This is a genomic window from Dactylosporangium aurantiacum (genome assembly GCF_000716715.1).
Lineage (GTDB): Bacteria > Actinomycetota > Actinomycetes > Mycobacteriales > Micromonosporaceae > Dactylosporangium > Dactylosporangium aurantiacum.
Window position 1 is genome coordinate 1 of sequence record NZ_JNYJ01000021.1, and the last position, 14,453, is coordinate 14,453.

Annotated in this window: 11 protein-coding genes and 1 riboswitch; of the genes, 5 read left to right on the forward strand and 6 right to left on the reverse strand. The window is 72.8% G+C overall.

The features are described from left to right. Both scpA and meaB read left to right on the forward strand, forming a co-directional pair. The coding region (gene scpA, locus OP18_RS22835) for a methylmalonyl-CoA mutase (protein WP_033361051.1) at positions 1–1,605 on the forward strand (1,605 nt) is incomplete at its 5' end. A gap of 80 nt (positions 1,606–1,685) precedes the next feature. After that, positions 1,686–2,681 (forward strand): methylmalonyl Co-A mutase-associated GTPase MeaB, encoded by a 996-nt coding sequence (gene meaB, locus OP18_RS22840; protein ID WP_033361052.1) that lies wholly within the window; start codon positions 1,686–1,688, stop codon positions 2,679–2,681. A gap of 87 nt (positions 2,682–2,768) precedes the next feature. On the opposite strand, the gene OP18_RS22845 is transcribed toward meaB, so the two are convergent. Both OP18_RS22845 and OP18_RS22850 read right to left on the reverse strand, forming a co-directional pair. After that, positions 2,769–2,987 (reverse strand): ferredoxin, encoded by a 219-nt coding sequence (locus tag OP18_RS22845; RefSeq protein ID WP_033361053.1) that lies wholly within the window; start codon positions 2,985–2,987, stop codon positions 2,769–2,771. A gap of 182 nt (positions 2,988–3,169) precedes the next feature. Next, positions 3,170–3,628, reverse strand: coding sequence for an HPF/RaiA family ribosome-associated protein (locus tag OP18_RS22850; protein ID WP_033361054.1), 459 nt, complete (start codon positions 3,626–3,628; stop codon positions 3,170–3,172). Positions 3,629–3,854: 226 nt separating this feature from the next. After that, positions 3,855–3,991, forward strand: a riboswitch (cyclic di-AMP (ydaO/yuaA leader). A 3-nt stretch (positions 3,992–3,994) separates the two neighbouring features. Between OP18_RS22850 and OP18_RS22855 the strand changes: the two genes are divergently transcribed. Next, positions 3,995–5,011, forward strand: coding sequence for a coiled-coil domain-containing protein (locus tag OP18_RS22855; RefSeq protein WP_033361055.1), 1,017 nt, complete (start codon positions 3,995–3,997; stop codon positions 5,009–5,011). 17 nt (positions 5,012–5,028) lie between these two features. Here OP18_RS22855 and OP18_RS22860 read toward each other — a convergent pair whose 3' ends face one another. Next, positions 5,029–5,907, reverse strand: a complete 879-nt coding sequence (locus OP18_RS22860; RefSeq protein WP_033361056.1) for a LysR family transcriptional regulator — start codon at positions 5,905–5,907, stop codon at positions 5,029–5,031. Positions 5,908–5,974: 67 nt separating this feature from the next. On the opposite strand from OP18_RS22860, the gene OP18_RS22865 reads away from it, so the two are divergent. Both OP18_RS22865 and OP18_RS22870 read left to right on the forward strand, forming a co-directional pair. After that, complete coding sequence (locus OP18_RS22865; RefSeq protein ID WP_052387216.1) at positions 5,975–6,655, forward strand: cyclase family protein; 681 nt, start codon at positions 5,975–5,977, stop codon at positions 6,653–6,655. Next, the gene (locus OP18_RS22870) at positions 6,652–6,927 is read left to right on the forward strand and encodes a CBU_0592 family membrane protein (RefSeq protein ID WP_033361058.1); all 276 of its coding nucleotides are present in this window, start codon (positions 6,652–6,654) and stop codon (positions 6,925–6,927) included. Before OP18_RS22865 ends, OP18_RS22870 begins: the two co-directional genes overlap by 4 nt. Here the strand turns inward: OP18_RS22870 and OP18_RS22875 are convergent. From OP18_RS22875 to OP18_RS51395, 3 genes are all read right to left on the reverse strand, one after another. Next, on the reverse strand, positions 6,888–8,258 hold the full coding sequence (locus OP18_RS22875) for a hypothetical protein (protein WP_156089703.1): 1,371 nt from the start codon (positions 8,256–8,258) through the stop codon (positions 6,888–6,890). The two genes, OP18_RS22870 and OP18_RS22875, sit on opposite strands and share 40 nt — an antisense overlap. Before the next feature lie 52 nt (positions 8,259–8,310). Continuing rightward, positions 8,311–11,844 (reverse strand): DNA polymerase III subunit alpha, encoded by a 3,534-nt coding sequence (gene dnaE, locus OP18_RS22880; RefSeq protein WP_033361060.1) that lies wholly within the window; start codon positions 11,842–11,844, stop codon positions 8,311–8,313. 391 nt (positions 11,845–12,235) lie between these two features. Beyond that, positions 12,236–14,452 carry a hypothetical protein gene (locus OP18_RS51395; RefSeq protein WP_063745569.1) on the reverse strand — a complete coding sequence of 739 codons (2,217 nt, stop codon included), beginning with the start codon at positions 14,450–14,452 and terminating at the stop codon, positions 12,236–12,238. Position 14,453: the final 1 nt, after the last annotated feature.

Here is a 14,453-nt window from a genome sequence, read left to right on the forward strand (position 1 = left end):
ACGCCGGAGCAGCTGTCCGGCACGATCCAGAACGACATCCTCAAGGAGTTCATGGTCCGCAACACCTACATCTACCCGCCGGCACCGTCGATGCGGATCATCAGCGACATCTTCCGGTACACCTCGACGCACATGCCGAAGTTCAACTCCATCTCGATCTCCGGCTACCACATCCAGGAGGCCGGCGCGACCGCCGACCTGGAGCTCGCCTACACCCTCGCCGACGGCGTGGAGTACCTGCGCGCCGGCCGCGACGCCGGGCTCGACGTCGACGTGTTCGCGCCGCGGCTGTCGTTCTTCTGGGCGATCGGCATGAACTTCTTCATGGAGGTCGCGAAGCTGCGCGCCGGCCGGCTGCTGTGGGCCAAGCTGGTGCGCGAGTTCGGCGCGCAGAACCCGAAGTCGCTGAGCCTGCGCACCCACTGCCAGACGTCGGGCTGGTCGCTGACCGCGCAGGACGTGTTCAACAACGTGGTCCGCACCTGCGTCGAGGCGATGGCCGCCACCCAGGGCCACACCCAGTCGCTGCACACCAACGCCCTCGACGAGGCGCTCGCCCTGCCGACGGACTTCTCCGCCCGCATCGCCCGCAACACGCAGCTGCTGCTGCAGCAGGAGTCCGGCACGACCAGGGTCATCGACCCGTGGGGCGGCAGCGCGTACGTCGAGAAGCTCACCCACGACCTCGCCACCCGCGCCTGGCAGCACATCCAGGAGGTGGAGGCGGCCGGCGGCATGGCCCGCGCGATCGACGAGGGCATCCCGAAGCTGCGCATCGAGGAGGCCGCGGCCCGCACCCAGGCCCGCATCGACTCGGGCCGGCAGCCGGTGATCGGCGTCAACAAGTACCGCCCCGACGCCGACGAACCCATCGAGGTCCTGAAGGTCGACAACTCCTCCGTGCGCGCCCAGCAGCTGGCGAAGCTCGCCCGGCTGCGGGCCGAACGCGACCCCGCCCGCGTCGAGGAGGCGCTGGCCGCGCTGACCGCCGGCGCCGCCGCCGACGGCAACCTGCTGGAGCTCGCCGTCGACGCGGCCCGCGCGCACGCGACGGTCGGCGAGATCTCCGACGCCCTGGAGAAGGTCTTCGGGCGGCACACCGCGCAGATCCGTACCATCTCCGGGGTGTACCGCGACGAGGCCGGCGACGACCAGCTCATCGAACGGGTGCGCGCCGCGACCGCCGAGTTCGCCGAGGCGGAGGGGCGCCGCCCCCGGATCCTGGTGGCGAAGATGGGTCAGGACGGGCACGACCGCGGCCAGAAGGTCGTCGCGACCGCGTTCGCCGACCTCGGCTTCGACGTGGACGTGGGCCCGCTGTTCCAGACCCCGGCCGAGGTGGCCCGCCAGGCCGTCGAGGCCGACGTGCACATCGTCGGCGTCAACTCCCTCGCCGCCGGGCACCTCACCCTGGTCCCGGCGCTGCGCGACGAGCTCGCCGCCCTCGGCCGCGACGACATCCTCGTCATCGTCGGCGGCGTCATCCCGCCGCAGGACTTCGACGAGCTGCGCGCCGCCGGCGCCGCCGCGATCTTCCCGCCCGGCACCGTGATCGCCGACGCCGCCCTGGACCTGCTGGCCCAGCTCCGCGCCGCGCATGGATAGCCCCGCGCACCGGGCTCGGCGGCGGGCCGCGCATGGGGCCAGGCGCCGGGCCACGCATCGGGTCGAGCGGCGGGCCGCGCGTGGATGACGCCGCGCTGCGTGACGGTGTCCTGGCCGGTCGGCGGGCCGCGATCGGGCGGGCGATCACCCTCGTGGAGTCGACCCGCCCCGACCACCGCGCCCGCGCCCAGGAGCTCCTCGTCGCGCTGACCCCGTACGCGGGCCGCGCCCGCCGGGTCGGCGTCACGGGCGTACCCGGCGTCGGCAAGTCCACGTTCATCGACACGCTCGGCGTCACCCTGACCGGCGCCGGGCACCGCGTCGCCGTCCTCGCCGTCGACCCGTCCTCGACCCGCACCGGCGGCAGCATCCTCGGTGACAAGACCCGCATGGCCCGGCTCGCCGTCGACGACGCGGCCTTCGTACGCCCCTCCCCCACCTCCGGCACCCTCGGCGGCGTCGCGCGGGCCACCCGCGAGGCCATGACGGTCGTGGAGGCCGCCGGCTACGACGTCGTCCTCGTCGAAACCGTCGGCGTCGGCCAGTCCGAGACCGCCGTCGCCGGCATGGTCGACACCTTCCTGCTGCTCGCGCTCGCCCGTACCGGCGACCAGCTGCAGGGCATCAAGAAGGGCGTGCTGGAGCTCGCCGACGTGATCGCCGTCAACAAGGCCGACGGCCCGGGCGAGGCCGACGCCCGCAAGGCCGCCAGGGAGCTGGCCGGCGCCCTGCGCCTGCTGCACGGCGCAACGGCGCGCGGCGGCGCCGGTGACGGCTGGCAGGTGCCGGTCGTGACGTGCAGCGGCCTCACCGGCGCCGGGCTCCCCGAGCTGTGGGCCCAACTGGAAGCCCACCACGAGCACCTGGCCCGCTCCGGCGACCTCGACCGCCGCCGCGAGGCGCAGCGGGTCGCGTGGATCTGGGAGACCGCCCGCGGCACCCTCCTGGACCGCCTGCGGTCCGACCCCGCGGTCCGCGCGCTCGCTCCGGATCTGGAACATCAGGTCCGCGCCGGCACCATGACCCCGGGCCAGGCCGCGGACGCGATCCTCGCGGCCTTCCACATCCCGCGATGAACCGCACCCGGCGATGACCACCCGGCGATGAACCGCACCCCGCGATAACCAAGCCCTGGGGCTTGGCCATGGTCCCGGGCGGCGGGGTCAGATCTCGACAGGCTTGCCCGTGGCCAGGTCCAGGACGCTGATCGCCTCCATCGGGCACGACGCCACGGCGTCGAGCACGGCCTCGTCGTCCGGGGCGACGTCCGGCGTCACCGGATGCGCCCGGCCCTCGGCCTCGTCCAGCTCGAAGCGGTCCGGGGCGATCCCCGCACAGCTGCCCGACCCGATGCACGTGTGGTCCACGGTGATCCGCCACATGCGTCCAACCTATCGAACTCCGCCACTGTCCGCAGGCTTCCACCACAACACCACCGCACCCGGCCGGCGAACCGCCAGGCGAACCGCCGCCAGGCGAGCGCCGCCGGCGGCCCCGAGGAACACGTGAGCCCGGCCGCCGATCCGCCGGCGGCCGGGCTGCGGCACCCGAAGGGCGCCCGCGCTCACGCGCCGCGGACGGCCCCCTCGCCACCGCCGGCCTCGGCGGCGACCGCGGCCTCCTCCAGCGGCGGGGTCAGCTCAGGGGAGATGACGTCGTTGATGGTGTGCTCGCGCAGGTGGCGGTTGCGCCGCGGCTCCTGGCGGGTCTTCGTGTCGTTCAGCCGGCGGCGCAGCTCGTCGCGGACCTCGTTGACGGCCGTGTGCAGGTCCTCCTCCACCGACGTGGTCACGATCTTCGGGCGGCCGGGCAGCCAGCACTCGAGCGTGACCTTCTGTCCGCGGGCACCCCGGTCCTTCACCAGGATTTCGAGCTCAGTGGCGTCGACGTGGAACGCGGCCAGGTGGCTGTCGAGCGTGGCGAACTGCTCGGCGATCCAGGCCCTGTCCCCCTGGGAGAAGCCGGCACCGACGCGCAGGCAGTCCTCGACGGTGGCCGGTGCGCTCGTGGCACTTCTCGACATGTCCGAGACCCCTTCCGTTGCTTACCTTGACGATCACCGCATACCCCGCCATGACCCGCTTCATGTCCCCCAAACCTTCCTAGGAGGCTAGCCTACCACCCTCAGGCACCCCGCACCGCGCCCCGCAGCACGACGCCACCACGCCGTCACGCCGGGTGGGTGGAAGGATGAAATCGCAGGTGGTTAGGGTTCCGGCGGCCGCGCTCGTAGGCGCTGACGGCGCCGGCGCGGGCCACCGCCGAGCCGTGCCCAACGGGCCGGGGAACCACGTTCTTGGGGTGAATCCGCGATTTTTCCGCGGTAGGGGCGACTGTTCCGTCCCGAATCCGTCAGCTCACCCGGTAGGCGGCCGATGGAGGGAACAGTATGTCCAGACCTCCGTGGATCGTCGCCGCCCTCGTGGCGCTCGCGGTCCTCCTGACCCCGACCGTGGTGCTCGGCACCGCCTCACCGGCTGCGGCCGGTGAGGGCGGCGACCCGGCACTCATCAAGAAGCTCGACGAGACCAACCGGGCCTACATCGACGCGCAGAACGCCCTCAGCGCGTCGCTGGTCCGGCAGAAGGGCCTGGCCACCCAGCTCACGGCGATCGAGCCCAAGTACGCGGCGCTGCGTGAGGACACCCAGTCGCTGTCGGTGGCCGCGTACCAGAACGGCGGCGGGCTGCGCAGCGCGGCGACCCTGCTCAACAGCGGCACGCCCGGGTCGTTCGCCGACCGGGTGAGCACCCTGGAGGTCATCGCGAGGGAGCACGCGACGCAACTGCGGCAGCTCGCGGTCCTGCGCGACGAGCTCACCAAGACCAAGGCGACCATCGACACCGAGATCGCCACCCAGCAGGCGAGCATGACGGTCATGTCGCAGCAGAAGGCCGAGCTGGAGAAGGCCCTCGCCGCGTCGAAGAACGCCGTCGACCCGTCCACCACCTGGAGCGGCAACGCGCCGGCCGGCGCCGCGCAGCCCGCGCCGCGCAGGGCCGACGGCTCCTGGTCGACCGAGTCGTGCGGCGCCGACGACCCGACCACCAAGGGCTGCCTCACCCCGCGGACACTGCACGCGCTGCAGCAGGTGCAGAAGGCCGGGTTCACCCACTTCGTGTCGTGCTGGCGGCCGCCGGGCGAGCCCTACGAGCACCCCAAGGGCCGCGCCTGCGACTTCGCCACCGACGCCAACGGCTTCGGCGGGGTCGCCACCGGCTCCTCGAAGGAGTACGGCACGCAGCTGGCCACGTGGCTGGTGAAGAACGCGTCCGCGCTCGGGGTCATGTACGTGATCTGGTTCAAGCAGATCTGGACACCGGCGGCCGGCTGGCGCGCGTACGGCAGCGGACAGGGCGACCCGAGCAGCGACCACACCAACCACGTCCACATGTCGATCTACTAGCCGGCTTAGCGGCTGGCTCAGGCACGCAACGCGGCCAGCAACGCCTCCACCGCCGGCAGGGCCGCCCTGCCGGCGGTGACGAGGGCGTCCAGGCGGCGCGCCCCGGCGACCGGCAGGTCGGTCACCCGCAGCCCGTCCGGCGGGACACCGCGCAGCGCCAGGTCGGGTGCGATCGTGGCGCCCTGACCGGCGGCGACCAGCGCGAGCACCGCCGGATAGTCCACGCACCGGTGCACCCGCCGCGGGGTGAAGCCCCGCTCCCGGCCGAGCCGGTCGAGGACCTGGCCGGTCGTCGAGGACGGCGGCCCGCAGATCCACGGCGCGTCGGCGACGTCACCGTACGACTGCACCGGCGGCCATCCCGAGGGCACGACGACGCGGTACGGGTCCTCGCCGAGCGGCACCACGTGCAGCTGCCGGCGCGACTCGAGCCCGAGGCTGGCGTCGCGCTCGGTGATCGTCACGTCCAGCCCGCCGAGGCGCAGCTCCCGCAGCGCGGGCGGCCCGTCGAGCTCGGTGATCGAGCAGGTCACGTCCGGGTGGTCGCGGGCCAGGCGGTCGATCGCCGGGATGAGCAGGTGCCGGATCACCGTCGGGAACGCACCCACCCGCACGAGGCCGGCGGCCCGGCCGGACATCGCGGTCAGCTCCCGCTCCGCCTCGGCGAGCTCGCGTTCGATCGCCTCGGCGCGCACGGCGAGGATCCGGCCCGCGGCGGTCAGCTCCGCCCGCCGCCCGGAACGGTCGACCAGGGGCCGCCCCACCGCGTGCTCAAGCTGCGCGAGCTGCTGCGACACCGCCGACGGGGTCACGTGCAGTGCCGCGGCGGCGCCGGCGAGGGTGCCCCGGCGGGCGATGGCGGCGAGCACCGCGAGGCGGCGCGGATCCAGGTTCAATGTGCAGCCCAGCTTCAGTGCAACTGTAGGAATTCTCGCTCACACGTTAGCTGTGCTGTCTGCGACGATGCAGTTCGTGAGCCGCTTCGTCGAACTCAACCATCCGATCCACGACGGCCTGGTGACGTACCCGGGCATCCCCGGGCCCGTCATCAGCGACTACCTGTCCCGCGACGACGCCCGCGGCCGGTACGCGCCCGGCACCGACTTCCAGATCGGCCGCATCGAGCTGATCGCCAACACCGGCACCTACCTCGACACGCCGGCGCACCGGTTCGAGGGCCGCGGCGACCTCACCGACGTGCCTCTCGACCGGGTCGCGGACCTGCCCGGCCTGCTCGTCGACGCGACCGGCGAGCGCGGCGTCGGCGCGGCGCTGCTGGCCAAGGCCCTGGGTGACGGCGCGGATCTCACCGGTGCCGCCGTCCTCGTGTGTACCGGCTGGTCCCGGCACTTCGGCACACCCGCCTACGGCGGCCCCGACGCGCCGTTCCTGACCCGCGACGCCGTCGAGTGGCTGGCGCAGCGGGGCCCGGCGCTGGTCGGGATCGACTCGGTCAACATCGACGACGTCGCCGACCTGACCCGCCCGGCACACACCGGCCTGCTCGACGCCGGCATCTACGTCGTGGAGCACCTCACCGACCTGGACCGGCTGCCGCTGGACGGGTTCCGGTTCTCCGCGGTGCCGCCGCGCGTCGCCGGCATGGGCACGTTCACCGTCCGCGCGTTCGCGGTGCTGCCGTGATCGCGCTGATCGGCTGGGCGGGCGCGGCCGGCCTGCTCGCCGCGTACGCGCTGGTCTCCGCGAAACGCATCGCCGGCGACGGCGCCGTGTTCCAGACGCTGAACGTCGCCGGCGGCGGCGCGCTCGCGCTGAACTCGGCCGTCAACGGCGCCTGGCCCTCGGCGGTGCTCAACGTGATCTGGGTGGCGATCGGCGCGGTGGCGATCTTCCGCCTCGCCCGCCGCCGGTCGCGTCAGAGCCGCCCGGAGTACCAGGGCGCCCTGAGCCGGTAGAACACGAACCGTCCCGGTGCCGAGGCGCAGGCCACGTACGTGTGGCTCCAGGTACAGGTGGCGGGCTCGACGTCGACGGCGCCCAGCTCCCGGGTCGCGCCGTTGTCCGCCTGCACACCCAGCCACGGGAAGGCGCCGGCCGGCGGGTCGGTGGGCAGCAGCAGGTAGCTGCCGTCGTCGAGGCGGGCCGGGCGCTGCCCGGGCCAGCGGCGCACCACGTGCCCGGTGTCGTCCAGCAGCACCGCGCCCGTGGCGTCGCGGAGCATGAGCCGCTCCCCGACCGGCAGCAGGGTCCTGGCGCCGTCGATGTCGATGCGGTACTCGACCCGGCCGGTGCGGATGTCCAGCGCGGTCACCCGGCGCGCCTCGACCGCGCAGACGCGCCGCTCCCCGCAGCTGACCAGCTCGTCGAGCTTGGCCTGCGGGTCCGGTGACGCCCAGGTCCACTGGGCCTTGCCCAGCTTCAGGCGGTCGTGGGCGCGGACCCGGTACCCGGTGCCGTTGCCGGCCACGAAGACCTGCTCGGCGTACGGGTACACGATGTCCTCGGGCCCGGCGACGCCCTGCGCGGTGTCGTCGGGCTTGCCGCTGGACAGGCTGAGCACCTCGACGCCGTCGCCGGCCACCGCCCTGACCAGGTGCGGGTCGACGGTGATCGGCTCGTCGACCGCGGCGCCGTCCAGCGACGTCGGGACCTGCTGGTGGCTCCAGTTGTCGGTCAGCCAGAACCGGTGCTCGCCGGCCGGCTGGTCGAGGACCGCGATCTGCTTCTGCGTGCCGACGTCGGTGATCACGAGCTTGTGGTCTGTCGCCCGGTACCGGACGAAATACTTGCCGACCAGCTCCCACCGGTCGTGCCGGTCGACCTCCAGGCTGATGAACGGCACCCCGTTGGAGGCGTTCAGCAGGGTGATGGTGCGCAGGCCGGCACGGTCGGGGCGGCCCACGACGATCACCGAGCCGCGGGCGTAGGAGAACGACTCGACGCCGGTCAGCGAGGTGTTGGTCCAGATGGGCGCCGCGGTCGGCTTCTCGACGTCGACGGCGCGCAGGTGGAACTGCCCACCGGCGGCCGGGTGGCCGACGAACGCCCGGCCGCCGTCCAGGAACGCGCGGATGCCGGGCTCGTCGACCGCGTCCGGGTACGTGACCTCACCGATGCGGGTGAGCCGGTCGAACGCGTAGGGGCGCTGGTTGAACCGGTACACGACGGCACCGGCGACCACGGCGACGACCAGGACCGCGACCACGGCAACCGTCCACCGGGCACGCCGCGAGAGCCAGAGCGACCGACGCGGGCGCAGACCGTCGGCGAGGGCGTGCGTCCGCACCCGCCGACCCTACCGCGCCCGCTCCCCGGCCGGGATTCGCGGGGTGGACCCGTCAGGAGAAGCTGTTGGGGCCCAGCAACGCCTTCAGATCGCCCTTCAGGGCGGTGGTCGGGTTGACGTGGTACGGGCCGAGCCGCAGCAGGGTGATCCGCGAGCCGTGGCTCAGCTTCACGTGCACCTCGGCCTTGCCCGGGTGGTTGAGCAGGATCTCCTTGAGCCGGTCGACCAGCGGCGGCGTGCACCGGTTCGCCGGCAGCGACAGCACCACCGGCCGGTTCTCGTCGGCGGCGGTGACGTCGGGCATCGACAGGTCCATCGCCATGAGGCGCGGCGTCTCGTCGCGACGGTCGACGCGGCCCTTGACCACGACGATCGCGTCCTCGGCGATGTACTGCCCGACCAGCTCGTAGGTGTTGGGGAAGAACAGCGCCTCGACGGCACCGCCGAGGTCCTCCAGCGTCGCCGACGCCCACGGCTTGCCCTGCTTCGTGATGCGCCGCTGCACGCCGGTGAGCATGCCGGCCAGGGTGATCACCGCACCGTCGGAAACCGACCCGTCCTCCGAGAGGCTGCTGATCGCGGTGTCGGCGGCCTTCGCCAGCACCGACTCCAACCCGAACAGCGGGTGGTCGGACACGTACAGGCCGAGCATCTCCCGCTCGAAGGTGAGCAGCTCCCGCTTGTCCCACTCGATCTGCGGGATGGCCGCGGTCATGGCCGGCCCGGCGCTGCCCGTGTCGTCGCTGGCGAACGCGTCGCCGAAGAGGTCGAACTGGCCGATCGCCTCGTTCTTCTTGATGTCGGCGTACGCGTCGATGGCGTCGGCGTGGATGGCGAGCAGCCCGCGGCGCGGGTGCCCCATCGAGTCGAACGCCCCGGCCTTGATCAGCGACTCGACGGTCTTCTTGTTGCAGGCCACCGCGTCGACCTTGGACAGGAAGTCGTGGAAGTCCTTGTACGGCGCGGCCTGCCGGCACCGCACGATCGCCTCGACGACGTTGGTGCCGACGTTGCGCACGGCGGCCAGGCCGAAGCGGATGTCCTTGCCGACCGGGGTGAACGGGCCCGCGGAGGTGTTGACGTCCGGCGGCAGCACCTCGATGCCCATGCGCCGGCACTCCGACAGGTACAGGGCCATCTTGTCCTTGTCGTCGCCGACGCTGGTCAGCAGCCCGGCCATGTACTCCGCCGGGTAGTTCGCCTTCAGGTACGCCGTCCAGTACGACACCAGCCCGTAGCCGGCCGTGTGCGCCTTGTTGAACGCGTAGTCGGCGAACGGGACGAGCACGTCCCACAGCTTCTTGATGGCCTCGTCGCTGTACCCGTTGGCCCGCATGCCGTCGCGGAACGGCACGAACTCCTTCTCCAGGACCTCTTTCTTCTTCTTGCCCATGGCCCGGCGCAGCAGGTCGGCCTGGCCGAGGGTGTAGCCGGCCAGCTTCTGCGCGGCGCGCTGCACCTGCTCCTGGTAGACGATCAGCCCGTACGTCGGGCCGAGGATCTCCTTGAGCGGCTCCTCCAGCTCCGGGTGGATCGGGGTCATCTCCTGCTGCCCGTTCTTGCGCAGCGCGTAGTTGGTGTGCGAGTTGGCACCCATCGGGCCGGGCCGGTACAGCGCGAGGACGGCGGAGATGTCCTCGAAGTTGTCGGGCTTCATCAGCCGCAGCAGCGAGCGCATCGGGCCGCCGTCGAGCTGGAACACCCCGAGCGTGTCGCCGCGGGCCAGCAGCTCGTAGGCGGCCTTGTCGTCCAGCGGCAGGCTCAGCAGGTCGAGCTTGATGCCGTGGTTGCGCTCGATGTTCTTGACCGCGTCGTCGATGATCGTCAGGTTGCGCAGGCCGAGGAAGTCCATCTTCAGCAGCCCGAGCGTCTCGCAGGTCGGGTAGTCGAACTGCGTGATGATCGCGCCGTCGGCGTCGCGGCGCATCAGCGGCACGTGCTCGATCAGCGGCTCGGCGGACATGATGACGCCGGCGGCGTGCACGCCCGTCTGACGGATCAGGCCCTCGATGCCCTTCGCGGTGTCGACGACCTTCTTCACGTCGGGGTCGCTGTCGTACAGGGCGCGGAACTCGACCGCCTCGGAGTACCGCGGGTGGTTGGGGTCGAAGATCCCCGACAGCGGGATGTCCTTGCCCATCACGGCCGGCGGCATCGCCTTGGTGATCCGGTCGCCGACCGCGAACGGGTAGCCAAGGACCCGCGCCGAGTCCTTGATGGCGGCCTTCGCCTTGATCGTGCCGAACGTGGCGATCTGCGCGACCCGGTCCTCGCCCCACTTCTCCGTCACGTACCGGATGACGTCGCCGCGCCGGCGCTCGTCGAAGTCGATGTCGATGTCGGGCATCGAGATACGGTCGGGGTTCAGGAACCGTTCGAAGATCAGGCCGTGCGGCAGCGGGTCGAGGTCGGTGATGCCCATCGCGTACGCGACGAGGCTGCCCGCCGCCGAGCCACGCCCCGGGCCGACGGCGATGCCCTGGTTCTTCGCCCACAGGATGAAGTCGGACACGACCAGGAAGTACGCCGGGAAGCCCATCTTGACGATCATGTCGGCCTCGTAGTCGGCCTGACGCTGGTGCTCCTCGTCGATGCCGTCCGGGAACCGGCGCGCCATCCCCCGCGCGACCTCGGCCCGGAAGAACGACTCCTCGGTCTCGCCCTCCGGCACCGGGAAGCGCGGCATCAGGTTGCGCTCGACGAACATGCCGTCGATGTCGACCCGCTCCGCCACGACGAGCGTGTTGCGGCACCCCTGCTGCCACAGGTCGGAGCTGTCCACGGCGCGCATCTCGTCGGCGGACTTCAGGTAGTAGCCGGACCCGCCGAACCGGAACCGGTTCGGGTCGTTGATGTTCGCCGCCGTCTGCACGCACAGCAGCACGTCGTGCGCCTCGGCCTGCGACTGGTGCGTGTAGTGCGAGTCGTTGGTCACCACCGGCGGGATGCCCAGCCGCTTGGAGATCTCGGTCAGGCCCTCCCGGACCCGCCGCTCGATGTCGAGGCCGTGGTCCATGACCTCCAGGAAGTAGTTCTCCTTGCCGAAGATCTCCTGGTACTTCGCGGCCGCCTTCAACGCCTCGTCGAACTGGTCGAGCCGCAGCCGGGTCTGCACCTCGCCCGACGGGCAGCCGGTGGTCGCCATCAGCCCCTCGGCGTGCTCGGCGATGATCTCCATGTCCATCCGGGGCCACTTCACGAAGTGCCCCTCGATCGACGCGCGCGAGTTCAGCCGGAACAGGTTGTGCAGGCCGGTCTTGTTCCTCGCCCAGATGGTCTTGTGCGTGTACCCGCCGGAGCCGGACACGTCGTCGTCCTTCTGGTCCGGCCGCCCCCACTTGACGCGCTGCTTGTGCAGCCGCGACTCGGGCGCCACGTAGGCCTCCACGCCCAGGATCGGCGTGACCCCGGCGGCCTTGGCCTGCTTGTAGAAGTCGTACGCCCCGTGCATGTTGCCGTGGTCGGTGATCGCGACGGCGGGCATGCCGAGACGGTTCGCCTCCTTGAACATGTCCTTGAGCCGCGCCGCTCCGTCGAGCATGGAGTACTCGGTGTGCACGTGGAGATGCACGAACGAGTCAGCCATGCTGCGCCCCCTATTTTGCTGTCCCCGATGGTTCCGGCGGGTAGCCTAGCCACCGATCAAGATCGACACGCCGACGAGCCGATGTGATCCCTCTTCCGTCGAGCACAGACCCGGGCAAATCGACACCGCCGATGGCGTGACCTGTCCCCCTGTCCCGACAAGTTTCCGCTGCTCATCGACGATCCGTGACGGTCACTTCACCGCAGCGCGGTGGCGTTCGATGCCCGCCGCCGGGCGTCGGCGGTGTGGTCTTCCGCGGCGGCCGGCAGCGCCTGGTGATCATCCTCACGGCGCGGGCGCCAGGGGCGTCCGGGGCGGCTTGGGAGCGAGCGTCCGCCGGCCTCGCCGCAGGCGTCGTCGGGCCCGCACGCCGGGTGTCGCCGCCGTCGGGTCACAGCAGCTCGAGGGTGACCAGCAGGCGGACGTACGCGTCGACCCACAGGCCGGCGGTCTGCGTGTCCGGGTCCGGTCCGAGGCCGGCCCGCAGCGCCCCGACGGCGGCGGCGCAGCGGTGCAGGCCCACCCGTGTGAGGGCGTCACCCGCGTCGCGCAACCGGTCACCGAACGTCGGCGGCAGCATCCGCAGCCCGCGGTGCGGCACCTCGGCCAGCAGCGCCGCCGCCGCGTCGACCGCCTGCCGCAGCGGGTCGCCGCCGGGCACGGGGGCGCCGTCGATGCGCAGCCCGGCCGCCGGCGCCAGGTCGGGCACGACGACCTCGCCGTCGCCGACCGCGATGGCGAGCGGTTCGATCAGGATCTCGCCGCTGCTGCGGCTGACCGTACCCGCGACGGCACGCACCGTCCCCGACAGCGCCGCCGCGATCGCGTCCAGGGCGCCCGGCGCCGCCGCCGAGTGGGTCGCGGTGACCGTCGCGACACCGCCGGCCGGGTCGGCGACGAGCGCGTCGAGCCGTTGGGCGCCGGGGGCGTACCGCAGCGACCGCACCTCGGCGACCTCCAGAACGCGGACGAGTTCGGCCTCGACCCTGGGCCGCACGACCCGCGGCGGCAACCGGTCCAGCTGCGCGGCGAGGACCCGCACGTCCCGCACGACGAGCGCCTCCGGCAACGACGTCCACAACCCTTGCGACGGCGTGACGGTCGTCTTCGCGATCCTGCTGGTGGCGAGCCGGACCGTGCGGCTGGCGCTGCGGATCGCGGACTCGGTGACGACGTTGCCGGCCGCCAGCTGCGCGACGGTCGCCCCGCCGATGCGCCGCCCGCCGATCCCCGTGCCGCTCCCTGTGCCGCTGCCCGTGCCGCTCCCTGTGCCGCTGCCCGTGCCGCTCCCCGTGCCGCTCCCCGTGCCGCTCCCCGTGCCGCTCCCCGTGCCGCTCCCCGTGCCGCTGCCCGGGCCGCTCGCCGCGTCGGGGAACGTCCGGCGCAGCACGAGCACCGTCGCGCTGTCGGCGTGCGCGAAGTAGATCTCCACCTGCCGGTCGGTGTCGCCCACCACGCGGACCCGGCAGCCGAGCCCGTCGAGGCGTGCCCGGCGCATCGGTGTCTCCGCCGCCTCCTGGGTGCCGAGCACCCTGGCCCGCAGGCTCGCCCCGCGGTTCGTGACCGCCCGGTGCCGGGCGTGCAGCTCGGCGACCAGCCCCGCGAGCCGTTCGTGGCTGTACGCCCCGGCGCGCTGCCCGTACGCGGCGAGCTGCTCCTCCAGGTCGCCGACCGCGAGCAGCGGCCACCGCAGCCCGGCCCGGTCCAGCCGCTGCCGCACCTCGGCGACCGCGCCGGCCAGCCCGGGCCCGACGTGCGCCGCCCCGGTCAGCAGGACCTCGTCGGCGAGGCGCAGCGCCGCCTCGAGGGACCCGTCGGCCGCGCCGCCACCCGTCTCCGGCCCGCCGACGTCGACCTGCACGTCCGGCTCCCCGGGAGCGGTGGCGTCGGCGACCCGGAACGCCCACACGGCAAGCGCCAGCACGTCGTCCCGCGCCCCGGCGACGGCATCGGTGTGCACGAACCCGAGATCCATCGGGACGAGGAACCGCACAGTCGCGGCGCCGAGCTCCACCCGCGGCGCGGGATCCGCGGCGGTGGGGCGGTGGACGCGGGCGACGTACCCGGCCCGGTGCGTGCGCCGGGCGGTGGCCAGCCGACGGGCACCGATGCGGGCTTCGAGCTGCTCGTCGGTGAACGTCCCCGGCGACCACGCCGCCACCGGCCCGGAGCCCGCGCTGTTCGTGCCGGCGCCGCCCGCCCTTGCGCCGCCGGCCTTCGCACCGTCCACCTCAACGTGGCCCGTCCCGGCGGTGCCAGCCTTCGCGCCGTCCGGCTCGGCAAGGTCCGTCCCGGCGGTGCCAGCCTTCGCGCCGTCCGCCTCGACGGGGGACGTCCCGGCGGCGGCGCTTGTCTGATACGCCAGCACCAGCCCCACCACGTGCCGGCACACGCCGGTCGCGCCGCAGGTGCAGGTGCCGCGGTCCAGGCCGCCCGGTGGCAGCGCCGTCTGCGGGCCGTCCTGGTACACCCCGCGCACCGTGCCCTCGGCATCCACCGTCACCGCCGGCGGTGCCGCCTCCACCTCGCGCGTCGCCCGTTTCACCAGGCCGCGGTTGGTCAGCGCGGCGAGCGCGTCCGGGGTCAGCGCCAACAGGTCCGCTCTCACC

Coding starts and splice junctions, on each gene's coding strand:
- dnaE (WP_033361060.1), bottom strand. CDS start 11,844: ATGGCTGACTCGTTCGTGCATCTCCACGTGCACACCGAGTACTCCATG.
- OP18_RS22850 (WP_033361054.1), bottom strand. CDS start 3,628: ATGTCGAGAAGTGCCACGAGCGCACCGGCCACCGTCGAGGACTGCCTG.
- OP18_RS22855 (WP_033361055.1), top strand. CDS start 3,995: ATGTCCAGACCTCCGTGGATCGTCGCCGCCCTCGTGGCGCTCGCGGTC.
- OP18_RS22865 (WP_052387216.1), top strand. CDS start 5,975: ATGCAGTTCGTGAGCCGCTTCGTCGAACTCAACCATCCGATCCACGAC.
- OP18_RS22845 (WP_033361053.1), bottom strand. CDS start 2,987: ATGTGGCGGATCACCGTGGACCACACGTGCATCGGGTCGGGCAGCTGT.